This is a genomic window from Enterobacter sp. EC_64, assembly GCF_019584165.1.
Lineage (GTDB): Bacteria > Pseudomonadota > Gammaproteobacteria > Enterobacterales > Enterobacteriaceae > Enterobacter > Enterobacter roggenkampii.
This window is the reverse complement of record NZ_VDAS01000001.1, coordinates 140247-162702: the sequence shown is the minus strand read 5'-3', so window position 1 is coordinate 162702 and position 22456 is coordinate 140247. Positions and strand designations below refer to the sequence as shown.

Annotated in this window: 20 protein-coding genes and 1 other RNA gene; 13 read left to right on the top strand and 8 right to left on the bottom strand. The window is 55.1% G+C overall.

What is annotated here, in order from left to right:
- Window positions 1–50: 50 nt before the first annotated feature.
- On the bottom strand, window positions 51–1448 hold the full coding sequence (galP, locus tag FHC52_RS00735) for a sugar porter family MFS transporter (RefSeq protein ID WP_220419856.1): 1398 nt from the start codon (window positions 1446–1448) through the stop codon (window positions 51–53).
- Between the two features lie 441 nt (window positions 1449–1889).
- Window positions 1890–3044 (bottom strand): methionine adenosyltransferase, encoded by a 1155-nt coding sequence (metK, locus tag FHC52_RS00730; RefSeq protein WP_008499745.1) that lies wholly within the window; start codon window positions 3042–3044, stop codon window positions 1890–1892.
- A 138-nt stretch (window positions 3045–3182) separates the two neighbouring features.
- Here metK and FHC52_RS00725 point away from each other — a divergent pair, with 138 nt between their 5' ends.
- The 4 genes from FHC52_RS00725 (at window position 3183) to speB (ending at window position 6974) form a co-directional block, all read left to right on the top strand.
- The gene (locus FHC52_RS00725) at window positions 3183–3353 is read left to right on the top strand and encodes a hypothetical protein (protein WP_045335271.1); all 171 of its coding nucleotides are present in this window, start codon (window positions 3183–3185) and stop codon (window positions 3351–3353) included.
- A 354-nt stretch (window positions 3354–3707) separates the two neighbouring features.
- On the top strand, window positions 3708–3839 hold the full coding sequence (yqgB, locus tag FHC52_RS00710; RefSeq protein WP_127312443.1) for an acid stress response protein YqgB: 132 nt from the start codon (window positions 3708–3710) through the stop codon (window positions 3837–3839).
- Window positions 3840–3847: 8 nt separating this feature from the next.
- Window positions 3848–5824 (top strand): biosynthetic arginine decarboxylase, encoded by a 1977-nt coding sequence (speA, locus tag FHC52_RS00705; protein WP_008499744.1) that lies wholly within the window; start codon window positions 3848–3850, stop codon window positions 5822–5824.
- A gap of 229 nt (window positions 5825–6053) precedes the next feature.
- Window positions 6054–6974: an agmatinase gene (speB, locus tag FHC52_RS00700; RefSeq protein ID WP_008499737.1), complete on the top strand. Its 921-nt coding sequence runs from the start codon at window positions 6054–6056 to the stop codon at window positions 6972–6974.
- Between the two features lie 51 nt (window positions 6975–7025).
- Here the strand turns inward: speB and FHC52_RS00695 are convergent, their stop codons facing one another.
- Together FHC52_RS00695 and FHC52_RS00690 are read right to left on the bottom strand one after the other, a co-directional pair.
- Window positions 7026–8294, bottom strand: a complete 1269-nt coding sequence (locus tag FHC52_RS00695) for an OprD family outer membrane porin (RefSeq protein WP_126288429.1) — start codon at window positions 8292–8294, stop codon at window positions 7026–7028.
- A gap of 209 nt (window positions 8295–8503) precedes the next feature.
- The gene (locus FHC52_RS00690) at window positions 8504–9262 is read right to left on the bottom strand and encodes a M48 family metallopeptidase (RefSeq protein WP_021242066.1); all 759 of its coding nucleotides are present in this window, start codon (window positions 9260–9262) and stop codon (window positions 8504–8506) included.
- A gap of 272 nt (window positions 9263–9534) precedes the next feature.
- Between FHC52_RS00690 and tkt the strand changes: the two genes are divergently transcribed.
- The 7 genes from tkt (at window position 9535) to FHC52_RS00655 (ending at window position 17907) form a co-directional block, all read left to right on the top strand.
- On the top strand, window positions 9535–11526 hold the full coding sequence (gene tkt / locus FHC52_RS00685) for a transketolase (RefSeq protein WP_021242065.1): 1992 nt from the start codon (window positions 9535–9537) through the stop codon (window positions 11524–11526).
- 326 nt (window positions 11527–11852) lie between these two features.
- On the top strand, window positions 11853–12872 hold the full coding sequence (gene epd / locus FHC52_RS00680) for an erythrose-4-phosphate dehydrogenase (protein ID WP_032675470.1): 1020 nt from the start codon (window positions 11853–11855) through the stop codon (window positions 12870–12872).
- Window positions 12873–12921: 49 nt separating this feature from the next.
- A complete protein-coding gene (gene pgk / locus FHC52_RS00675; RefSeq protein WP_008499732.1) occupies window positions 12922–14085 on the top strand; it encodes a phosphoglycerate kinase in 1164 nt (387 codons plus the stop codon).
- A 92-nt stretch (window positions 14086–14177) separates the two neighbouring features.
- Window positions 14178–15257, top strand: a complete 1080-nt coding sequence (gene fbaA / locus FHC52_RS00670) for a class II fructose-bisphosphate aldolase (protein WP_008499731.1) — start codon at window positions 14178–14180, stop codon at window positions 15255–15257.
- A gap of 186 nt (window positions 15258–15443) precedes the next feature.
- Entirely contained in the window at window positions 15444–16298 is an 855-nt protein-coding gene (gene mscS, locus FHC52_RS00665) for a small-conductance mechanosensitive channel MscS (protein WP_008499730.1), read from the top strand.
- A 149-nt stretch (window positions 16299–16447) separates the two neighbouring features.
- Entirely contained in the window at window positions 16448–17083 is a 636-nt protein-coding gene (gene argO, locus FHC52_RS00660) for an arginine exporter ArgO (protein ID WP_021242063.1), read from the top strand.
- Between the two features lie 92 nt (window positions 17084–17175).
- The gene (locus tag FHC52_RS00655) at window positions 17176–17907 is read left to right on the top strand and encodes an oxidative stress defense protein (protein WP_008499728.1); all 732 of its coding nucleotides are present in this window, start codon (window positions 17176–17178) and stop codon (window positions 17905–17907) included.
- Window positions 17908–17950: 43 nt separating this feature from the next.
- On the opposite strand, the gene argP is transcribed toward FHC52_RS00655, so the two are convergent.
- Window positions 17951–18844: a DNA-binding transcriptional regulator ArgP gene (argP, locus tag FHC52_RS00650; protein ID WP_126288431.1), complete on the bottom strand. Its 894-nt coding sequence runs from the start codon at window positions 18842–18844 to the stop codon at window positions 17951–17953.
- Between the two features lie 127 nt (window positions 18845–18971).
- Here argP and rpiA point away from each other — a divergent pair, with 127 nt between their 5' ends.
- Entirely contained in the window at window positions 18972–19631 is a 660-nt protein-coding gene (gene rpiA, locus FHC52_RS00645) for a ribose-5-phosphate isomerase RpiA (protein WP_003860091.1), read from the top strand.
- A gap of 266 nt (window positions 19632–19897) precedes the next feature.
- The gene (gene serA / locus FHC52_RS00640; protein WP_021242062.1) at window positions 19898–21130 is read left to right on the top strand and encodes a phosphoglycerate dehydrogenase; all 1233 of its coding nucleotides are present in this window, start codon (window positions 19898–19900) and stop codon (window positions 21128–21130) included.
- Window positions 21131–21232: 102 nt separating this feature from the next.
- Here serA and FHC52_RS00635 read toward each other — a convergent pair whose 3' ends face one another.
- From FHC52_RS00635 to zapA, 3 genes are all read right to left on the bottom strand, one after another.
- Window positions 21233–21829, bottom strand: a complete 597-nt coding sequence (locus tag FHC52_RS00635; RefSeq protein WP_126288433.1) for a 5-formyltetrahydrofolate cyclo-ligase — start codon at window positions 21827–21829, stop codon at window positions 21233–21235.
- A gap of 24 nt (window positions 21830–21853) precedes the next feature.
- Window positions 21854–22037: non-coding RNA, 6S RNA (gene ssrS, locus FHC52_RS00630), on the bottom strand.
- 41 nt (window positions 22038–22078) lie between these two features.
- Window positions 22079–22408, bottom strand: coding sequence for a cell division protein ZapA (zapA, locus tag FHC52_RS00625; protein WP_006811891.1), 330 nt, complete (start codon window positions 22406–22408; stop codon window positions 22079–22081).
- Window positions 22409–22456: the final 48 nt, after the last annotated feature.

The window sequence follows — 22456 nt, the reverse complement described above, 5'->3', positions numbered from 1 at the left end:
AGCATAAAGCGGGAAGCGGGGAGGCGCAAGAGGCGCCTCCCGCAAGAGGATCAGTCGTGAGCGCCGATTTCGCGCAGCGGGCGACCTTTCATCAGGTTACGTTCAATATGTTCCAGCGAAACGTGTTTGGTTTCCGGAACCAGCCAGATAGTCAGCACAATGAAGAAGATGTTCAGACCGGCGTAGACCCAGAAGGTATTGGCATTACCCAGAGTGTTGAGCATGGTCAGGAACGTTGCGCCGACGATCATGTTGGCAATCCAGTTGGTTGCGGTAGAGCAGGTGATACCAAAATCACGCCCCTTCAGCGGCTGGATCTCAGAGCACAGAACCCAGATCAGCGGACCGGCACTCATCGCAAACCCGACGATAAACATCAGCAGCATGCCTACCGCAAAGTACTGGGCGGTTGGGGAGTGAATGCCCACATGCATCATGGTACCGAGGACGCCCATACCGGCCGCCATCACCAGGAAGCCCAGCGTCAGGGTTGGCTTACGTCCCCAGCGGTCCACCAGACCGATGGCGATAGAGGTCGCCAGCACGTTGGTCAGACCCACGATGACGGTCCCCCACATCTGCTCGGTGGTGTTGGTATAACCCGCCAGCTCAAAGATTTTGGGCGCGTAGTACATGATGACGTTCATCCCGGTGAACTGCTGCATCACCTGGAGCAGCACGCCGAGGAACACCGCCCGGCGGAAGTTGCTGTTCTCTTTAAACAGCGCCCAGCCGGACTGTTTGACCTTCAGGCTTTCGCGGATCTCTTCCAGCTCGTTTTTCGCTTCCGCGCTGGTATCGCGCAGGCGCATCAGCACGCGTTCGGCATCGTGGAAGCGACGTTTTGCAGCAAACCAGCGCGGGCTGTCCGGCAGGAAGAAGACGCCAATCAGCAGCAGAACTGCAGGGATGATGATCACGCCGAGCATCCAGCGCCATGCGCCGCTGTAGCTAAACGCCGTATCGGAAAGGTACGCGCCCAGGATACCGATGGTGATCATGAGCTGGTACATCGAAATCATACTGCCGCGGATTTTCTCCGGGGCGATTTCAGACAGGTAGAGCGGGGCGGTATAGGACGCCACGCCCACGGCCAGACCGAGCAGCACGCGGGAAACCAGCAGAACCTCAACGTTAGGCGCTGCGGCAGAGAAGAGTGAGCCGGCCACGAACAGGATCGCGCCAATCATCAGGCTCTTTTTACGTCCGAGCTTGAAGGAGAGCCAGCCGCTGCCGACGGCCCCAACGGCCGCACCGAACATCATGGAGCTGACCACCCATTCCTGGGTGTGAGCGCTAATCTGAAACTCGTCAGTGATGAAAGGTAATGCACCGGCAATCACGCCGATATCCAGGCCAAAAAGTAATCCTGCCAGGGCGGCGAGGAAACAGACGAAGAATGTCATCGCCTTGTTGGACGTACGCCCCTGTTTTTTATTGTCAGGCATTATGCCCTCCAGTTGGGTTATCAGTTTTATTGATGGTAAGGGTAGGTGAGCGACCCGTAAAAATATGTGAGATTAATCACATAGGTGTAATCGGTTACACTCGTGTGCAACCGTAAATAAAATTAAAGCTTTGAAAATATAGAGGTAAATGAAGTGAGGCGCATCGCGAAAGGAGATATTTCAGACTTAACTGAAAGGGAATGTAACAGCAGAAGAATGGCGATCATGCAAAGAGAATAGTCTGAAAGCGGAGGGGTACCGGTGCGGTGTAATCGGTTCCAAAGGGTACACCTTTCAGCCGGGTGGCGGCTGCGCCTTACCCGGCCTACAAATGCCCAAAACTCGTAGGCCCGTGCAAGCGAAGCGCCGCCGGGCAAGGATGATCGCACAAATGCAAAAGGCCAGCCCGAAGGCTGGCCTTTTAAAAGCGATGACAGTCGATTACTTCAGACCGGCAGCTTCACGCAGCAGGGCGGCTTTGTCGGTTTTTTCCCATGGGAAATGTTCACGACCAAAGTGACCGTATGCAGCGGTTTCTTTGTAGATTGGGTGCAGCAGATCCAGCATCTGAATCAGGCCGTATGGACGCAGGTCGAAGAACTCGCGCACCAGCAGGGTCAGCTGTTCTGAAGGCACTTTCTCGGTACCAAAGGTTTCCACCATGATGGAGGTGGGTTCAGCCACGCCGATAGCGTAGGAAACCTGAATTTCACAGCGGTCAGCCAGGCCGGCAGCCACGATGTTTTTCGCCACATAACGTGCCGCGTACGCTGCAGAACGGTCCACTTTTGATGGATCTTTACCGGAGAATGCACCGCCACCGTGACGCGCCATGCCGCCGTAGGTATCAACGATGATTTTACGACCGGTCAGGCCGCAGTCACCCATTGGGCCGCCGATAACAAAGCGTCCGGTTGGGTTGATGAAGAATTTGGTGGCGCTGCTCAGCCATTCGGTTGGCAGAACCGGCTTGATGATCTCTTCCATCACTGCTTCCTGCAGGGATTTCTGATCTATATCTTCGGCATGCTGGGTAGACAGAACCACCGCGTCAATACCGACAATTTTACCGTCGTCGTACTGGAAGGTGACCTGGCTCTTCGCATCCGGGCGCAGCCACGGCAGGGTGCCGTTTTTACGCACTTCAGCCTGACGCTGCACCAGACGGTGTGCGTAGGTGACCGGCGCTGGCATCAGCACGTCGGTTTCGTTGGTTGCATAGCCGAACATCAGGCCCTGGTCGCCCGCGCCCTGTTCCAGCGGATCGGCACGGTCAACCCCCTGGTTGATGTCTGGAGACTGTTTGCCAATTGCGCTCAGTACCGCGCAGGAGTTGGCATCAAAGCCCATATCAGAATGCACATAACCGATCTCACGCACCGTGTTACGGGTGATCTCTTCGATATCAACCCATGCGCTGGTGGTGATCTCACCGCCAACCAGAACCATGCCGGTTTTGACATAGGTTTCACACGCGACGCGCGCTTTTGGATCCTGCGCGAGGATCGCATCCAGCACCGCATCGGAGATTTGGTCAGCAATTTTATCAGGATGTCCTTCTGATACGGACTCGGACGTAAACAGGTGTTTTGCCATGTTTTATTTCACCTAAGAGGAATTTGGTTAGCTCAAGCTGCTGTGTGGAATAGCCAAAGGAGATAATTCTACCAAGGCCTGCAGGTTTTTGACACTGGCAGTATGAGTGTTAATCAGTATAGATGGATTAACATCTGGATGGCTATTTTAGGTCACTTCTTCACCCGATTTCCAGTTTTTTTTGACTCATCTCTCACTCAGTTGAAATTGCTGCTGGCAAAAATTCCTGACGGTGCTGGCAACACGCGCATTTTTGTTTTGCTTTTTAGCCCCCTTCTCGGTATAAAACGCGGCGCGCGGCTCATATAAAATAAGCGCTCGATGAACTCATCGTGTCGCCACTTCCAGCCGGGTAAAGCAGTGAACTTTTAGCTTTGGCTTGGGGTCCGTTTCAGCAGAGGCGGCCGTGGAGGTGATACGAGATAATGAACCATCGTTTTCCGCTAATTCAGCGCAGCCGTTCTGGCGCGCATTTGATTCCCGCAACCCGCATTTCTAGTCTGCAAACCTGCCGATGTTATACCCATCTCGGCGCTTCTCAGGATTCCAGGGCCGGTCACGCTTTGTGAAAACTGAACAAGGGCGCTCTTGTTAATACAAGAGTTTTCTCGTGGTTTCGCCGAACCTTGTCATACAGAGTTCGGATACGTGTTTTACAATGATATGAATAAGAAACCGGTCGCACGGTCTGGATTTCAGCATACTCTGCTGGGAAACGGAGCCGTTTATGGGTTGTTATCGCCGTATAACGCTGCGATAGTAGTCAACTGTTTTACACTTAATACAAAGAGTTGAGGTTCGCTATGTCTGACGACATGTCTTCTTTTTCGCCTTCGTCAGCGGGCGAACAGGGTGTACTACGTTCTATGCAGGAGGTTGCGATGAGCTCCGAGGAAGCCAGCAAGATGCTGCGCACTTACAATATTGCCTGGTGGGGCAATAACTACTACGACGTCAACGAACTGGGCCACATCAGCGTCTGCCCGGATCCGGACGTCCCTGAAGCGCGCGTGGATCTCGCCAAACTGGTGAAAGCCCGTGAGGCTCAGGGCCAGCGTTTGCCTGCACTGTTCTGCTTTCCGCAGATCCTGCAACATCGCCTGCGTTCGATTAACGCCGCGTTCAAACGCGCGCGTGAATCCTACGGCTATAAAGGCGACTACTTCCTGGTTTACCCGATCAAGGTAAACCAGCACCGCCGCGTGATTGAATCGCTGATCCACTCCGGCGAGCCGCTGGGGCTGGAGGCAGGTTCCAAAGCGGAACTGATGGCCGTGCTGGCGCATGCGGGGATGACCCGTTCAGTGATCGTCTGTAACGGCTATAAAGACCGTGAATACATTCGTCTGGCGCTGATTGGCGAGAAGATGGGCCACAAGGTCTATCTGGTTATCGAGAAGATGACTGAAATCGCCATCGTGCTGGAAGAAGCCGAGCGTCTGAACGTGGTGCCGCGCCTTGGCGTGCGTGCGCGTCTGGCGTCACAGGGTTCCGGAAAATGGCAGTCCTCCGGCGGTGAAAAATCCAAGTTCGGCCTGGCGGCCAACCAGGTGCTGCAGCTGGTAGAAATTCTGCGCGAGCGTGGTCGTCTGGACAGCATTCAGCTGCTGCACTTCCACCTCGGCTCGCAGATGGCCAACATTCGTGATATCGCCACCGGCGTGCGAGAGTCGGCGCGTTTCTACGTTGAACTGCACAAGCTTGGCGTGAATATTCAGTGCTTCGACGTGGGCGGCGGCCTGGGCGTGGACTATGAAGGGACCCGCTCACAATCTGATTGTTCCGTGAACTACGGCCTGAACGAATACGCGAACAACATCATCTGGGCGATCGGCGACGCCTGTGAAGAGAACGGCCTGCCGCACCCGACGGTGATTACCGAATCCGGTCGCGCGGTGACCGCGCACCATACGGTGCTGGTCTCTAACATTATCGGCGTTGAGCGCAGCGAAACCACCGAAGCGACGCCGCCGGCAGACGATGCCCCGCGTTCCCTGCAAAGCATGTGGGAAACCTGGCAGGAGATGCACGAGCCCGGCACGCGTCGTTCCCTGCGCGAATGGCTTCACGACAGCCAGATGGATCTGCACGACATTCACGTCGGCTACTCTTCAGGCACCTTCAGCCTGCAGGAGCGCGCGTGGGCAGAGCAGCTCTATCTGAATATGTGCCATGAAGTGCAGAAGCAGCTCGACCCGAGCAACCGCGCCCACCGTCCGATAATCGACGAGCTGCAGGAGCGTATGGCGGATAAGATTTACGTCAACTTCTCGCTGTTCCAGTCGATGCCGGATGCCTGGGGTATCGATCAGCTGTTCCCGGTTCTGCCGCTGGAAGGATTGAATCATGCCCCGGAACGTCGCGCGGTGCTGCTGGACATCACCTGCGACTCTGACGGCGCCATCGACCACTACGTGGACGGCGACGGTATCGCCACGACGATGCCAATGCCGGAATACGACCCGGAGAACCCGCCAATGCTGGGCTTCTTTATGGTCGGCGCGTATCAGGAGATCCTCGGCAACATGCACAACCTGTTCGGCGATACCGAGGCGGTCGACGTGTTTGTCTTCCCTGATGGCAGCGTGGAAGTTGAGCTGTCTGACGAAGGGGATACCGTGGCGGACATGCTGGAATACGTTCAGCTGGATCCGAAAACCCTGCTCACGCAGTTCCGCGACCAGGTGAAAAACACCGGGCTGGACGATGCGCTGCAGCAGCAGTTCCTGGAGGAGTTTGAAGCGGGTCTGTACGGTTATACGTACCTGGAAGACGAATAGTCGCTGATGCCCGGTGGCGCTGCGCTTACCGGGCCTACGAATGTAGGCCGGATAAGGCGAAGCCGCCTTCCGGCATAATGCTATACTCTCTTGAACCCGTGTGCATTACCGGCGATAATTCGCCCCAATTAGCGATTTACGAATCAATCCCTTCCTCGTCGGGTTTAACGACGCGGAGGGGATTTTTTTCATCTGTTTTTAATGTATCGACTTTAAAAGAGGTCAGGACATGAGCACTTTAGGTCATCAGTACGATAACTCTCTGGTATCTAACGCTTTTGGTTTTTTACGCCTTCCGATGAACTTCCAGCCGTACGACAGTGATGCGGACTGGGTGATCACCGGCGTGCCGTTCGACATGGCAACGTCAGGCCGTGCGGGTGGGCGTCATGGCCCGGCGGCGATCCGTCAGGTTTCCACTAACCTGGCCTGGGAGCACAACCGTTTCCCGTGGAACTTCGACATGCGCGAGCGCCTGAACGTTGTGGACTGCGGTGACCTGGTGTATGCCTTTGGCGACGCGCGTGAGATGAGCGAAAAGCTGCAGGCCCACGCCGAGAAGCTGCTGGCTGCCGGTAAGCGCATGCTCTCCTTCGGCGGCGACCACTTCGTGACCCTGCCGCTGCTGCGCGCCCACGCGAAGCACTTTGGTAAAATGGCGCTGGTGCACTTCGATGCCCACACCGACACCTACGCCAACGGCTGTGAGTTTGACCACGGCACCATGTTCTTCACCGCGCCGAACGAAGGTCTGATCGACCCGAACCACTCCGTGCAGATCGGTATTCGCACTGAATTCGACAAAGACAACGGCTTCACCGTGCTGGATGCGGGTCAGGTTAACGATCGCGGTGTTGATGACATCCTCGCGCAGGTGAAGCAGATCGTGGGTGATATGCCTGTGTATCTGACCTTCGACATCGACTGCCTGGATCCGGCATTTGCACCGGGTACCGGTACGCCGGTGATCGGCGGCCTGACCTCAGACCGTGCTATCAAGCTGGTGCGCGGCCTGAAGGATCTCAACATTGTCGGGATGGACGTGGTGGAAGTGGCGCCTGCGTATGACCAGTCCGAGATCACTGCGCTGGCCGCAGCGACCCTGGCACTGGAAATGCTCTACATCCAGGCAGCCAAAAAAGGCGAATAAGCCTCTTCTGGCGTAAAAAAAACCTCTCCCTGGAGAGGTTTTTTATTGCCTTTAAAACACGTTAAACGGGTATTCCACGTAAGCGCGGATCTCGTCCCCACCCACGTTATAATCGCTGGCGTTGCTGGAGACGCGCAGTACGGAATAGCGCAGTTTCAGTTTCAGATCCTTCGCCGGGCCTTCCTGCACCTGGTACTGGATCTGATTAAACCACTCGTGCTCTTTGCCGTTGCTGGTTTCTGCGGTTTTGATGTTGTCCCCGCGCACGTAGGCGGTGGTCCAGCTGAGACCCGGCAGGCCAAGGCCACCAAAGTCCAGACCGTAGGATGCCTGCCAGGAACGTTCATCTTCGCCGTTAAAATCAGACCAGTAGGAGTTTGCCAGCCAGATGGTGTTACCGCCATCACCCACGCCGCCCTGGTCGCGGTAGCCGCCGTAGTTGTAGCCGGTGCTGCCGCTGCTCTGCTGGTACGCCACTTTGAACGTGTGAATATCCCAGATGTAGCTCGCCGCCAGGCTCCAGATAGCGTTGCTGCGGCCCGTGTCGAGGCTGTCCGCATAACTCTGGTCCAGACGGGAGTTATAACCGTTGAAGTCGAGCACCAGCTGCTGCCCGGTGCTGAACGGCTGTTTGAAGTTCAGGCCCAGATATTGCTTGTTCATCACCTCTTCATTGTGAGAGGCGTAAAACGCGCCGCTGAACTGGTCGTTGAACTGGTAGCTCGCGCCGCCGAAGGAGAGGCTCTTCAGCCCGCTGTCGTGGCGGTCGTCACTTTTACGCTGCTCGTCCGTGAAATAACCAGCGTTGATTTCCAGACCATCGATCTCTTTTGAGGTCAGCATGGTGCCGGTATAGCTTTCAAACAGCAGGCGGGAGCTGTCGGCATTCACGATAGGCAATTCTGGTCGCTGATTCCCGTAGCTCAGTACGGTATTCGAGATGCGCATTTTGGCGGTTGCGCCAAACTTTGCCAGATCGGATTTTGCCCGGCCGTCGTTTTCCTGCTTAAAGAAGTCGATGCCGCCCGCGCCGCTCTTGCCGCGGCCGCCGTCCAGGCGCACGCCGTATTGAGCAATACCGTCCACACCAAAGCCAACCGGTCCTTCAGTATAGCCGGATGCAAACGTGGCGATGATCCCCTGACCCCATTCGGCTTTGTCCTGCTGGCCCTGATGATAATCACGGCTGATATACGCATTGCGTAAAAACAGGTCCAGATGGCTGTCGTCAATAAAACCCTGGCTGTCGGATTGCTGGCTTGCAGCGGCAGGTAATGCGGCAAATAAACTTAAAGCAATTAATGATAATTCTTTTTTCACGGAGGGAACGTCTCTGTCTGGATATATTAATTGAATAACTGCAGGGGGGATAATTACCGGAAAAAGTGACCTTTGCAATAATTATGTGACCAGGTGTTTCGATGTGATAGGGCAGATTTGGCGGGGCTTTCAGGGGTGTTATCGATACGTGCTGTTAAGTTAACAATTCATGCGAAATAAAAAGGAGGCAAAACTGCCTCCTTCTGAAATTATTTAATTCCGTCTGCGGCCATACGGTCGCGAATATGCTGTGCGCGCTCTTCTGAGGCAGGGTGATCGTCAAACATGGAGCTTTGACGTCCCGCTTCCAGCTTGGCCAGTTTTTCGAAGCTGGTGGCTAAACCGGATGGATTAATGCCGCGTTTGCGCAACAGATCGTAGGAGTAGTCATCCGCTTCGGACTCCTGACGCTGGGAGAACTGAGAGTTCACCAGCTTTTCACCTACGTCGCCCAGCTGTGACTGCGACAGGCTGCCAACGATACCGCCTGCAGAGGCTGCCGCTGCGCGAATGGCATTGGTGCCCAGGGCTACCTGCATCCCTTTCTTCACGTGGCCCAGGGCAACGTGGCCCATTTCATGGCCGATAACCGCTTCCACTTCGTTGTCGGTCATCATGTCCATCAGCCCGCTGTAAACGCGGATACAGCCGTTTGCCATCGCGAAGGCGTTGACGTCTTTCGCCATGTACACCTTGTAGTTCACCGGCTGGCCGTTGATGTTATCGCCCAGCGCGGAAGCAATCTTATTCAGACGCTGCGTGTAGGTACTGTTAGCCGGCGCAAGCGTGGCTTTTCCGTCCATATCTTTACAGGCCTGGTCGCTCAGCGCTTTTACCTGCGCATCGCTCAGGGAATAGGCCTGAAAAGCCTCTGCGCCTGACGTCATCAGACCGTTAGAATCCATATTCTGACAGCCGCTCAGCAGGAGCGTTGTACCCAGGGCCAGCACTATTGCACGCATTTTCATGAGGTTGCTTCCGTACTCGTTAATCTGAATAAAATCCGAAAAGTGCACCGTCAGCGAAGCCGGTGTTGGGCTAAGTATAAGGAATATCTACAGGGCCGGGCGAGCAGATTGCGCAACATGCGAGCATGATCCAGAGATTTCTTAACAAGCAAAAGAATGCTCCATGTACATGACTTGCGGCTTGGGTTACATTGTTGGCACTTTTTTCCGGCGTAGCCCAAAACGCGCTGTCGTCAAGGGCATGGCCTTTAACAGTCCGATCTGGAGTTAAAATGTCCTCACGTAAAGAGCTTGCTAATGCTATTCGTGCGCTGAGCATGGACGCAGTACAGAAAGCCAAATCCGGCCACCCAGGGGCCCCTATGGGTATGGCTGATATCGCCGAAGTTCTGTGGCGCGATTTCCTGAACCACAACCCGCAGAACCCGTCATGGGCTGACCGCGACCGCTTCGTGCTGTCAAACGGCCACGGCTCTATGCTGATCTATAGCCTGCTGCACCTCACCGGCTACGATCTGCCTATCGAAGAGCTGAAAAACTTCCGTCAGCTGCACTCCAAAACTCCAGGTCACCCGGAAGTGGGTTACACCGCTGGCGTAGAAACAACCACCGGCCCGCTGGGTCAGGGTATTGCTAACGCTGTGGGTATGGCGATTGCTGAGAAGACCCTGGCGGCGCAGTTCAACCGTCCTGGCCACGACATCGTTGACCACTTCACCTACGCGTTCATGGGCGATGGCTGCATGATGGAAGGCATTTCTCACGAAGTGTGCTCCCTGGCAGGTACCCTGAAGCTGGGTAAACTGGTTGCGTTCTATGACGACAACGGTATCTCCATCGACGGTCACGTTGAAGGCTGGTTCACTGACGACACCGCTGCACGTTTCGAAGCCTACGGCTGGCACGTTGTGCGTGGCGTTGATGGCCACGATGCTGACTCGATTAAACGTGCAGTAGAAGAAGCGCGCGCAGTGACGGACAAACCGTCCCTGTTGATGTGCAAAACCATCATCGGCTTCGGTTCTCCGAACAAAGCGGGTACGCACGACTCCCACGGCGCGCCGCTGGGCGACGCGGAAATCGCACTGACCCGCGAAGCGCTGGGCTGGAAATACCCTGCATTCGAAATCCCATCTGAGATCTATGCTCAGTGGGATGCAAAAGAAGTAGGCCAGGCAAAAGAAGCGGCATGGAACGAGAAGTTCGCTGCTTACGCGAAAGCCTTCCCACAGGAAGCGGCTGAATTCACCCGTCGTATGAAAGGTGACATGCCGTCTGACTTCGACGCGAAAGCGAACGAATTCATCGCTAAGCTGCAGGCGAACCCGTCTAAAATCGCGAGCCGTAAAGCGTCTCAGAATGCCATTGAAGCGTTCGGTCCTCTGCTGCCTGAATTCCTCGGCGGCTCCGCTGACCTGGCACCATCTAACCTGACCCTGTGGTCCGGTTCTAAGCCAATCAACGAAGACACTGCCGGTAACTACATCCATTACGGTGTACGTGAATTCGGTATGACTGCGATTGCCAACGGTATCTCCCTGCACGGTGGTTTCCTGCCGTACACCTCTACCTTCCTGATGTTCGTTGAATATGCGCGTAACGCCGTGCGTATGGCGGCGCTGATGAAACAGCGTCAGGTGATGGTCTATACCCACGACTCCATCGGTCTGGGCGAAGACGGCCCAACTCACCAGCCGGTAGAGCAGGTGGCTTCCCTGCGCGTGACCCCGAACATGAGCACATGGCGTCCGTGTGACCAGGTGGAATCCGCGGTAGCGTGGAAATACGGCGTTGAGCGTCAGGACGGTCCTACCGCGCTGATCCTCTCCCGTCAGAACCTGGCGCAGCAGGAACGTACCCCAGAGCAGCTGGCGAACATCGCGCGCGGCGGTTATGTGCTGAAAGATTGCGCGGGCCAGCCAGAGCTGATCTTCATCGCTACCGGTTCTGAAGTTGAGCTGGCCGTTGCTGCATGGGAAAAACTGACTGCCGAAGGCGTGAAGGCGCGCGTGGTTTCCATGCCGTCTACCGACGCGTTCGACAAGCAGGATGCGGCTTACCGTGAATCCGTACTGCCTAAAGCGGTTTCCGCCCGTGTGGCAGTGGAAGCGGGTATCGCTGACTACTGGTTCAAATATGTGGGCCTGAACGGCGCTATCGTCGGTATGACCACCTTCGGTGAATCTGCTCCGGCAGAACTGCTGTTCGAAGAGTTCGGCTTCACCGTTGAGAACGTTGTCGCGAAGGCGAAAGAACTGCTGTAATCACCATTTTGCCCGGTGGCGCTTATGCTTACCGGGCCTACAAATGGCTCGAAAGTAGGCCGGGTAAGCGCTAGCGCGCCACCCGGCTTTTTTGTAAGCATTATTCCACCTAAAATGTGACGCAAGTCATATAGCTCGCTTATTCATCTGGACAGACATTCCTTTTATTCCCCGATTCGCTTATTCTTGCTGAAGCGTTTCAGTCGATTAAATGTTCGACAAATGACCAATCAATCGCAGTTTGTGACAGCAAGGATTCCCCTTCGGGCGTAGCTGGATTACTCTTTCAGCCACCTCAAACTCAGGGATTGCTTTGCAGGAGATCTATGACCGTACGCGTAGCGATTAACGGCTTCGGTCGCATCGGGCGTAATGTGGTTCGTGCTTTGTATGAATCCGGACGTCGGGCGGAAATGACCGTGGTGGCAATCAATGAACTGGCGGATGCTGCGGGCATGGCGCATTTGTTGAAGTATGACACCAGCCACGGACGCTTTGCCTGGGATGTGCGCCAGGAAAGAGATCAGCTTTTTGTGGGTGATGACGCTATTCGTGTGCTGCATGAGAACAGCATCTCCGGGCTACCCTGGCGTGAACTGGGTGTGGATGTGGTGCTTGACTGTACCGGTGTGTATGGCAATCGCGAACATGGCGAAGCGCATCTCTCTGCAGGTGCGAAAAAAGTCCTGTTTTCTCATCCCGGCAGTAACGACCTCGACGCGACCGTCGTGTTTGGCGTCAACCAGCATGAGCTGCAAGCCGAACATCGCATTGTTTCCAACGCCTCCTGTACCACCAACTGCATTATTCCGGTCATCAAACTGTTAGACGATGCGTATGGCATTGAGTCCGGCACCGTGACCACGATTCACTCCGCCATGCACGATCAACAGGTCATTGACGCTTACCACCCGGATTTACGGCGCACGCGTGCAGCGAGCCAGTCAATCATTCCGGTGGATACAAAGCTGGCTGCTGGGATTACCCGAATTTTTCCGCAGTTCAACGATCGTTTTGAGGCGATTGCCGTGCGCGTCCCGACGATCAACGTCACCGCGATCGACCTTAGCGTGACGGTGAAAAAACCGGTAAAAGCCTGTGAAGTCAACCTGTTGCTGCAAAAAGCGGCACAGGGGGCATTTCATGGTATAGTTGACTATACGGAATTACCGTTGGTCTCAGTAGATTTTAACCACGACCCGCACAGCGCCATCGTCGATGGCACGCAAACGAGGGTCAGTGGCGCACACCTTATCAAGACGCTGGTCTGGTGTGATAACGAATGGGGCTTTGCTAACCGAATGCTCGACACCACGTTAGCAATGGCTGCTCAAGGTTTCAGGTAAGGCGCATCGTGCGTCTGCAAAACTTTAAGAATCAACGAGAGGATTCACCATGTCTGTAATTAAGATGACCGATCTGGATCTGGCTGGTAAACGCGTTTTCATCCGTGCCGATCTGAACGTACCGGTTAAAGATGGCAAAGTGACCAGCGACGCGCGTATCCGTGCATCTCTGCCAACCATCGAACTGGCTCTGAAGCAGGGCGCGAAAGTGATGGTCACCTCCCACCTGGGTCGTCCAACTGAAGGCGAGTACAACGAAGAGTTCTCTCTGCTGCCAGTGGTTAATTACCTGAAAGACAAACTGTCCAACCCGGTTCGCCTGGTGAAAGATTACCTGGACGGCGTTGACGTTGCAGCCGGTGAACTGGTTGTGCTGGAAAACGTTCGCTTCAACAAAGGCGAGAAGAAAGACGACGAAACCCTGTCCAAAAAATACGCTGCACTGTGCGACGTATTCGTGATGGATGCATTCGGTACGGCTCACCGTGCTCAGGCGTCTACCCATGGTATCGGTAAATTCGCAGACGTAGCGTGTGCCGGTCCTCTGCTGGCTGACGAACTGGAAGCGCTGGGTAAAGCACTGAAAGAGCCTGCTCGTCCGATGGTCGCTATCGTTGGTGGTTCTAAAGTTTCTACCAAACTGACCGTTCTGGATTCTCTGTCTAAAATCGCTGACCAGCTGATCGTTGGCGGTGGTATCGCGAACACCTTCGTTGCCGCTCAGGGCCACAACGTCGGTAAATCCCTGTACGAAGCAGACCTGGTTGACGAAGCCAAACGCCTGCTGGGTACCTGTGATATCCCGGTTCCAACTGACGTTCGCGTCGCGACCGAGTTCTCCGAAACCGCAACCGCGACCCTGAAATCTGTAAACGACATCAAAGACGAAGAGCAGATTCTGGACCTGGGCGACGTTTCTGCACAGAAACTGGCTGAAATCCTCAAAAACGCAAAAACTATCCTGTGGAACGGTCCTGTTGGCGTGTTCGAATTCCCGAACTTCCGCAAAGGGACTGAAATCGTGGCTAACGCAATCGCAGACAGCGAAGCGTTCTCTATCGCAGGCGGTGGTGACACCCTGGCAGCAATCGACCTGTTCGGTATCGCTGACAAGATCTCCTATATCTCCACTGGTGGCGGCGCATTCCTCGAATTCGTGGAAGGCAAAGTACTGCCAGCAGTAGCAATGCTCGAAGAGCGCGCTAAGAAGTAAGCCATTCAAGGGCAGGGAACCCTGCCCAATTTTCAGCGCGCTTTTAAGAGCTCGCACCTTTTCTAACGGCCGAAGATACAGGACTAAGCAACATGTCTAAAATTTTTGATTTCGTAAAACCTGGCGTTATCACTGGTGATGACGTACAGAAAGTGTTCCAGGTAGCTAAAGAAAACAACTTCGCTCTGCCAGCAGTTAACTGCGTGGGTACCGACTCCATCAACGCCGTACTGGAAACTGCTGCTAAAGTTAAAGCTCCAGTTATCGTTCAGTTCTCTAACGGCGGCGCTGCGTTCATCGCAGGTAAAGGCGTGAAAACTGACATTCCTCAGGGTGCTGCAATCCTGGGCGCTATCTCTGGGGCGCACCACGTACACCAGATGGCTGAGCACTACGGTGTTCCAGTTATCCTGCACACTGACCACTGCGCGAAGAAACTGCTGCCGTGGATCGACGGTCTGCTGGACGCGGGTGAAAAACACTTCGCGGCAACCGGTAAGCCACTGTTCTCTTCTCACATGATCGACCTGTCTGAAGAGTCACTGCACGAAAACATCGAAATCTGCTCCAAGTACCTGGCGCGCATGGCCAAAATGGACATGACCCTGGAAATCGAACTGGGTTGCACCGGCGGTGAAGAAGACGGCGTGGACAACAGCCACATGGACGCTTCTGCACTGTACACCCAGCCAGAAGACGTTGATTACGCTTACACCGAGCTGAGCAAAATCAGCCCACGCTTCACCATCGCAGCGTCCTTCGGTAACGTACACGGCGTTTACAAACCAGGCAACGTGGTTCTGACTCCAACCATCCTGCGTGATTCTCAGGAATACGTTTCCAAGAAACACAACCTGCCGCACAACAGCCTGAACTTCGTCTTCCACGGCGGTTCCGGTTCTTCTGCACAGGAAATCAAAGACTCCGTAAGCTACGGCGTTGTGAAAATGAACATCGACACCGACACCCAGTGGGCAACCTGGGACGGTATCCTGCAGTACTACAAAGCGAACGAAGCTTACCTGCAGGGCCAGCTGGGCAACCCGAAAGGCGAAGACCAGCCGAACAAGAAATACTACGATCCACGCGTATGGCTGCGCGCAGCGCAGACGTCCATGGTGACCCGTCTGGAGCAGGCTTTCAAAGAACTGAACGCGATCGACGTTCTGTAATTTGAGCTGCTAACAGCATCAGAAGGCCCGCAAATGCGGGCCTTTTTTTATGCTTTTTCAATACCCTGCCAGCCCTGTTTTTGTGATCTGTTTGGCAAAGCCGGTGCTTTTTGTTTACCCTTTACTGACCTGCCTGTCTCCATGGGGGATGGATTTTGTGTTTTGGTTTAACAAAAGGAAGAATAAATGGAACAACTCGATGTTGTAGACAGCATCAATAACGCCGGTAACTGGCTGGTGCGCAACCAGGCCCTGCTGCTGAGCTATGCCGTGAACATCGTCGCGGCGATTGCCATCATCATCGTCGGGATGATCGTGGCGCGTATTGTCTCGAATACGGTTAACCGCGTAATGCTGGCCCGTCACATTGACGCCACGGTGGCAGACTTCCTCTCCGCACTGGTGCGCTACGGCATTATCGCCTTCACGCTGATTGCCGCGCTGGGCCGTGTGGGGGTGCAAACCGCCTCCGTCATTGCCGTTCTCGGTGCCGCCGGTCTGGCCATTGGTCTGGCACTGCAGGGCTCGCTTTCAAACCTGGCGGCAGGCGTGCTGCTGGTGACCTTCCGTCCGTTCCGCTCCGGCGAATACGTTGACCTTGGCGGCATTGCCGGAACCGTGCTGCAGGTGCAGATTTTCTCAACGACTATGCGTACCGTCGATGGCCGCATCGTGGTCGTGCCGAACGGGAAAATTATCGCGGGCAACATCATCAACTTCTCCCGTGAGCCGGTGCGTCGTAACGAACTGATTATCAGCGTGGCATACGACTCCGACATCGATCAGGTGAAGTCGCTGATTACCAACATCATTGCTTCTGACGATCGCATTCTGAAAGACAAAGAGCAGACGGTTCGCCTGAATGAACTCGGCGCTTCCTCCATTAACTTTGTGGTGCGTATCTGGAGTAAAAGCAGCGATCTGCAAAACGTGTACTGGGACGTGCTGGAACGCATTAAGCGCGACTTCGACGCCAACGGCATCAGTTTCCCGTATCCGCAGATGGACGTGAATCTTAAACGCGAGAAAGCCGCCGAGTAATCCCCCGACGTTGTAGGCCCGGTAATCGCTAGCGCCACCGGGCTTTACCTTCATAAGCTCCTCTAATACCCAATTAATATTATCCATTTCATCTAATGTGATTCGCGCAGTATAGTCAGCTTCCAGAACAACTCTGCGAGAAAATCATCATGCTATCTTATTATTTTCAAGGGCTTGCCTTAGGTGCAGCCATGATCCTTCCCCTCGGCCCGCAAAATGCGTTCGTGATGAATCAGGGCATCCGCCGCCAGTACCATCTGATGATTGCCCTGCTGTGCGCGGTAAGCGATTTGCTGCTGATCTGTGCCGGGATTTTTGGCGGCAGCGCGCTGCTGATGCAGTCTCCGTGGCTGCTGGCGCTGGTCACCTGGGGCGGCGTGGCGTTTCTGCTCTGGTACGGATTCGGTGCGCTGAAAACGGCGATGAGCAGCAACCTCGAACTGGCGAGCGCGGAGGTTATGAAGCAGGGCCGCTGGAAGATTATCGTCACCATGCTGGCGGTGACCTGGCTTAACCCGCATGTGTATCTCGACACCTTCGTCGTGCTGGGCAGCCTGGGCGGTCAACTGGACGTTGAGCCGAAACGCTGGTTTGCGCTCGGTACGGTCAGCGCCTCTTTCCTGTGGTTCTTCGGTCTCGCCATTCTGGCGGCATGGCTGGCGCCCCGCCTGCGTACGGCCAAAGCCCAGCGCATCATTAATACCCTGGTCGGCCTGGTGATGTGGTTTATCGCTTTCCAGCTGGCGAAAGAGGGGATTCATCATGTCCAGGAATTGTTCAACTAATCCTTGTCTTATGGACAACTGAATAAGACCCGCTAAGCTTGCTGGCATGCGCCCTGTTATTGGGGCACTCTTCGCAACATGGAGGAATGACAGTGAAGTTTAAAGTGATGGCCCTGGCGGCATTAGTGAGTTTCGGTGCGGTGTCGGTGCAGGCAAGCGAATTGCCGGATGGCCCGCACATCGTCACGTCAGGCACCGCAAGCGTGGACGCGGTACCCGATGTTGCAACCCTGGCAATTGAGGTGAATGTGGCGGCGAAAGATGCAGCGACGGCCAAGAAGCAGGCTGACGATCGCGTTGCGCAATACCTCTCTTTCCTCGAGCAGAACGGTGTCGGTAAAAAAGATATCAACTCTGCGAACCTGCGTACTCAACCCGATTATGACTACCAGAATGGCAAAAGCATCCTGAAAGGTTACCGTGCGGTGCGTACCGTTGAAGTGACCGTGCGTCAGCTGGATAAGCTTAACTCGCTGCTGGACGGTGCGCTGAAGGCGGGCCTGAACGAGATCCGTTCCGTGTCGCTGGGCGTTGCGCAACCGGAGAAGTACAAAGACGAAGCGCGTAAAGCGGCGATCGATGATGCCATTCACCAGGCGGAACAGCTGGCTTCTGGCTTTAAGAGCAAGCTCGGTCCGGTTTACAGCGTGCGTTACCACGTCTCTAACTACCAGCCAAGCCCGATGGTTCGTATGATGAAGGCTGACGCAGCGCCGGTATCCGCTCAGGAAACTTACGAGCAGCCGACGATCCAGTTCGACGATCAGGTGGATGTGGTGTTCCAGCTTGAACCTGTTGCAGCACAGCCGAAACCGGCTCAGTAATCTGTAGGCCGGGTAAGGCGTGGCCGCCACCCGGCTTTTCTTTTTAATCCTGTCTCAATACCTTATGCCCGTACGCCAGCAGCGCGTCAGTGACGTTGCGCATCATGCGGCTTTCCGGCGCAAAACGGTGCCAGTAGAGCATCCGACGCTGATACAGCCCCGGCGTTAAGTCAATCAGCTCACCGCTTTTCAACTCTTTCTCAATCTGCAGGTGCGGGATCATGCAGCAGGTCGTGCCCTGGCGTGCAAGCTGCACGAAGGCTTCTGACGAGTTCACGATATGGCACGGCACGCTGCCCGGCGGCAGGTCGAAGTTTTGCTGCAGGAATGCCTGATGCATATCGTCCAGATGGTCGAAGGCAACGGCAGGGGCTTTCAGCAGCGCCGCGCGGGTGACGCCGTTGGGGAAGTAGCGTTCCGCAAAGGTTTTTGAACCCACAAACAGATAGTCCAGGGCGCCTAACTGATCGACAAGGCAGCTTGGCAGCGCCTGAGGCTGAATACTGACCGCCCCAACCACTTCACCGCGACGCAGGCGTTCCTGGGTGCGGGTTTCGTCTTCAACCTGCAAATTCAGACGGATAGGGGAGTCCGCGAGGACCGGCGCCAGGGCCGGCAGCAGCCAGGTTGCCAGACTGTCGGCGTTGACCGCCAGAGAGAGCAGCAGCGGCGTAGAGCCCGTTTGTTCGTCACCCAGCCACTCGTCTTCCAGCAGTTCAACCTGACGCAGCAGAGCGAGGAGCTTTTGCCCTTGCTCTGTTGGACGTGGCGGCACGGTACGCACCAGCAGCGGCTGGCCGAACATGTTTTCAAGCTGTTTGATACGCTGAGAGACGGCGGACTGCGTGATGCAAAGCTTTTGCGCCGCGCGCTCAAAGCCTCGTTCACGAATAACTGCATCAAGTGCCTGTAGTGTTCTGTAGTCCGGACGTTTCATTGCTCTGACTGGCTCCTTAATTTTGCTTATTCTGCACTATGACACAATTTTCCCTTTGTGGCAGACGAATTCCATTCGACGTGTTCTATAATGCGCCCTGAGTTTTCACACCACAGGCAAAACGATCATGACGCAGGATGAACTGAAAAAAGCAGTAGGATGGGCCGCTCTCCAGTACGTACAGCCGGGTACCATTGTCGGTGTCGGTACGGGATCAACCGCGGCACACTTTATCGATGCGCTGGGCACGATGAAGGGGCAGATCGAGGGCGCGGTTTCCAGCTCTGATGCTTCCACGGAAAAGCTGAAAAGCCTCGGCATTACCGTTTTCGATCTTAACGAAGTGGATCGTCTGGGGATTTACGTTGATGGCGCGGATGAAATCAACGGCCACATGCAGATGATCAAAGGCGGCGGCGCGGCGCTGACGCGCGAAAAAATCATCGCCTCCGTTGCGGACAAGTTTATCTGCATCGCCGACGCCTCCAAGCAGGTGGACATTCTGGGGAATTTCCCGCTGCCGGTTGAAGTGATCCCGATGGCCCGCAGCGCGGTTGCCCGTCAGCTGGTCAAGCTGGGCGGTCGTCCGGAATATCGTCAGGGCGTAGTGACCGACAACGGCAACGTGATCCTCGACGTTCACGGTCTGGAAATTCTTGACGCGATTGCGCTGGAAAACGCCATCAACGGCATTCCAGGCGTAGTGACCGTAGGGCTATTCGCCAACCGTGGCGCGGATGTGGCGCTGATCGGCACCGCTGACGGCGTGAAAACCATCGTAAAATGATCTGACGGGGGGAGTCCTCCCCCCGCTAAAAAATTTTTGAAACGCTAAATTCGGTGACTTGTGTCACGTTTTTATGCCTCTTTTGCCGATCCTTCCGCGTTTGTAAATTTCCATAGCATTTTCCTCTGCCATTTTGCGCTGTATGACTTTCCTTCAGCGTACTGACGCAAACGTTCATATTGCTGCAATAGTTTTTTTTGATATGTTGGCTACAGCGGATTTATATCCAGCACAACATCAGTTCAGACAAAAACAGGGTCGGGTAAATGGCAAAGGTATCACTGGAGAAAGACAAGATTAAATTCCTGCTGGTCGAGGGCGTGCATCAAAAAGCAATCGATAGCCTTCGTGCGGCAGGTTACACCAACATCGAATTTCACAAAGGCGCGCTTGATACCGAAGAGCTGAAAGCGTCCATCCGTGATGCCCACTTCATTGGCCTGCGATCCCGTACTCACCTGACTGAAGATGTGATTGCCGCGGCGGAAAAGCTGGTGGCTATCGGCTGCTTCTGCATCGGTACCAACCAGGTTGACCTGAATGCTGCTGCGAAACGCGGTATTCCTGTCTTCAACGCCCCGTTCTCTAACACCCGTTCCGTGGCGGAGCTGGTGATTGGCGAACTGCTGCTGCTCCTGCGCGGCATTCCGGAGGCTAACGCTAAAGCACACCGCGGCGTCTGGAACAAACTGGCTGCGGGCTCCTACGAAGCCCGTGGGAAAAAACTGGGTATCATCGGCTATGGTCACATCGGTACCCAGCTGGGGATTCTGGCGGAATCTCTCGGTATGCATGTCTATTTTTACGATATCGAAAGCAAGCTGCCTTTAGGCAATGCCACCCAGGTTCAACACCTGTCTGACCTGCTGAACATGAGTGACGTGGTAAGCCTGCACGTGCCGGAAAATGCCTCCACCAAAAACATGATGGGCGCAGAAGAGCTGGCGCTGATGAAGCCGGGCTCACTGCTGATTAACGCCGCGCGCGGCACGGTGGTCGATATCCCTGCGCTGTGCGATGCGCTGAAGCGTAAGCATCTGGCAGGGGCGGCCATCGACGTTTTCCCAACGGAGCCCGCCACCAACAGCGATCCGTTCACCTCTCCGCTGTGCGAGTTCGACAACGTGATCCTGACGCCACACATCGGTGGGTCTACGCAGGAAGCGCAGGAGAATATCGGTCTGGAAGTGGCAGGTAAGCTGAGCAAATACTCCGACAACGGTTCTACGCTCTCTGCGGTGAACTTCCCGGAAGTGTCTCTGCCGCTGCACGGCGGTCGTCGTCTGCTGCACATCCACGAAAACCGTCCAGGCGTGCTCACCGCGATCAACCAGATCTTTGCCGAGCAGGGCGTCAACATTGCCGCGCAGTATCTGCAGACCAACTCGCAGATGGGCTATGTGGTCATTGATATCGAAGCGGATGACGATGTGGCCGAGAAAGCGCTGCTGAGCATGAAGGCCATTCCGGGGACGATTCGCGCGCGTCTGCTTTACTGATGGTGCGGTCTGTGGTGTCGGGGGGCGCTGACGCTTACCCGACCTACAATGTTTGAGGATTTACGTATGCCGGGTAAGGCGTAGCCGCTACCCGGCTTTATCCTACCAGACCCATATTTTGCTGGGCGTCACCACCGCCGGCAACGGCACATCCCATTTCTCCACCGGCAACGCCTCCACGCCCTGGCAATCATGCGCGTAGCCTACCGGCTGCAACCCATACTGCTGCCAGTTTTGTAGCGTTCTGTCGTAAAAACCACCGCCCATTCCCAGGCGCTGTCCCTGCTCATCAAACGCCACCAGCGGCGTAATCAGCACATCCAGCTGTGACAGCGGAAGCACGTCGCGCACGTCGAGTTTCGGCTCGCTGATTTTCAGACGATTCACCACCAGCTCGCTGTGCGGGTGATAGTGCAAAAAAAGCAGATTGCCTTCGCTGAACGGGTGCAGCACCGGCAGGTATACCTTCTTCCCGGCGCGCCAGAGTTGCTCTATCAGCGGTTGGGTGTCCAGCTCGCCGTCAAACGACAGAAACAGGGCAACCGTGCGCGCCATCACGACAGGGGGATACGCCATCATACGGGCGGCGGCCTGCTGGGCAAAATGCGCTTGCTGTTCTGGGGTTAACGCACGACGGCGTTGACGAATGAGCTGACGAATGTCCTGGCGTGAAGCTGAAACTTCAGGGAATTGAGTCATGGTAGTCGGTAGAAGAAAAGAGAGGGAATCTCCGAGATGCCGCCGCAGGCTGTAACCCTTGAACCCTTGGTTCAAGGTGAATGTGTCGTCATAGTTTTAAGGCTTCTCGGACGGACCGAGCATGCTCACCAACCATGGAGCGCCACATTCTTGTGGTATGAAATATCGGCTCAGGGGACTGGCCCGCTTGCGAACATCTCAGAGAAATTTTGTCTTCACAGTTACTCTACCATAGTCAACTGAGAAGTGTTATTCAAACTTGGGTCCCGGTCTTTCGGGATTGCGACCTTGATCAAGCAATGCTTGTTCTATGGTCTGCTGGAGCATTTTTATGCGCTGCTCCATGCTTGCCGCGTAGTCGCGGGTCTTCGCTTTTTCCTGAGTCAGTTCATAGCTGATGTTCAACGCGGCGATGAAAACCAGCTGCTCAGTATTTGTGACTCTAGTGCGTTCTTTTAGATCTTGCAACCGCTGATTCAAATCGTCCGCAGCCTGATTCAAAGCATCCCTTTGTTCAGGCGGACAATTCACTCGCAGTGAACGGCCAAAAATCTGGAGATCGACGGGTTGTGCAGACATGCCACCTTCCTGCTGATTGACTGCGCTGCCTTCGCTTACTGCCCCGGG

What these genes read in the sequence shown, in the direction of transcription:
- galP (WP_220419856.1), bottom strand. Translation starts at nt 1,448, where the DNA reads ATGCCTGACAATAAAAAACAGGGGCGTACGTCCAACAAGGCGATGACA.
- metK (WP_008499745.1), bottom strand. Translation starts at nt 3,044, where the DNA reads ATGGCAAAACACCTGTTTACGTCCGAGTCCGTATCAGAAGGACATCCT.
- FHC52_RS00725 (WP_045335271.1), top strand. Translation starts at nt 3,183, where the DNA reads ATGGCTATTTTAGGTCACTTCTTCACCCGATTTCCAGTTTTTTTTGAC.
- yqgB (WP_127312443.1), top strand. Translation starts at nt 3,708, where the DNA reads ATGAATAAGAAACCGGTCGCACGGTCTGGATTTCAGCATACTCTGCTG.
- speA (WP_008499744.1), top strand. Translation starts at nt 3,848, where the DNA reads ATGTCTGACGACATGTCTTCTTTTTCGCCTTCGTCAGCGGGCGAACAG.
- speB (WP_008499737.1), top strand. Translation starts at nt 6,054, where the DNA reads ATGAGCACTTTAGGTCATCAGTACGATAACTCTCTGGTATCTAACGCT.
- FHC52_RS00690 (WP_021242066.1), bottom strand. Translation starts at nt 9,262, where the DNA reads ATGAAAATGCGTGCAATAGTGCTGGCCCTGGGTACAACGCTCCTGCTG.
- tkt (WP_021242065.1), top strand. Translation starts at nt 9,535, where the DNA reads ATGTCCTCACGTAAAGAGCTTGCTAATGCTATTCGTGCGCTGAGCATG.
- epd (WP_032675470.1), top strand. Translation starts at nt 11,853, where the DNA reads ATGACCGTACGCGTAGCGATTAACGGCTTCGGTCGCATCGGGCGTAAT.
- pgk (WP_008499732.1), top strand. Translation starts at nt 12,922, where the DNA reads ATGTCTGTAATTAAGATGACCGATCTGGATCTGGCTGGTAAACGCGTT.
- fbaA (WP_008499731.1), top strand. Translation starts at nt 14,178, where the DNA reads ATGTCTAAAATTTTTGATTTCGTAAAACCTGGCGTTATCACTGGTGAT.
- mscS (WP_008499730.1), top strand. Translation starts at nt 15,444, where the DNA reads ATGGAACAACTCGATGTTGTAGACAGCATCAATAACGCCGGTAACTGG.
- argO (WP_021242063.1), top strand. Translation starts at nt 16,448, where the DNA reads ATGCTATCTTATTATTTTCAAGGGCTTGCCTTAGGTGCAGCCATGATC.
- argP (WP_126288431.1), bottom strand. Translation starts at nt 18,844, where the DNA reads ATGAAACGTCCGGACTACAGAACACTACAGGCACTTGATGCAGTTATT.
- rpiA (WP_003860091.1), top strand. Translation starts at nt 18,972, where the DNA reads ATGACGCAGGATGAACTGAAAAAAGCAGTAGGATGGGCCGCTCTCCAG.
- serA (WP_021242062.1), top strand. Translation starts at nt 19,898, where the DNA reads ATGGCAAAGGTATCACTGGAGAAAGACAAGATTAAATTCCTGCTGGTC.
- FHC52_RS00635 (WP_126288433.1), bottom strand. Translation starts at nt 21,829, where the DNA reads ATGACTCAATTCCCTGAAGTTTCAGCTTCACGCCAGGACATTCGTCAG.
- zapA (WP_006811891.1), bottom strand. Translation starts at nt 22,408, where the DNA reads ATGTCTGCACAACCCGTCGATCTCCAGATTTTTGGCCGTTCACTGCGA.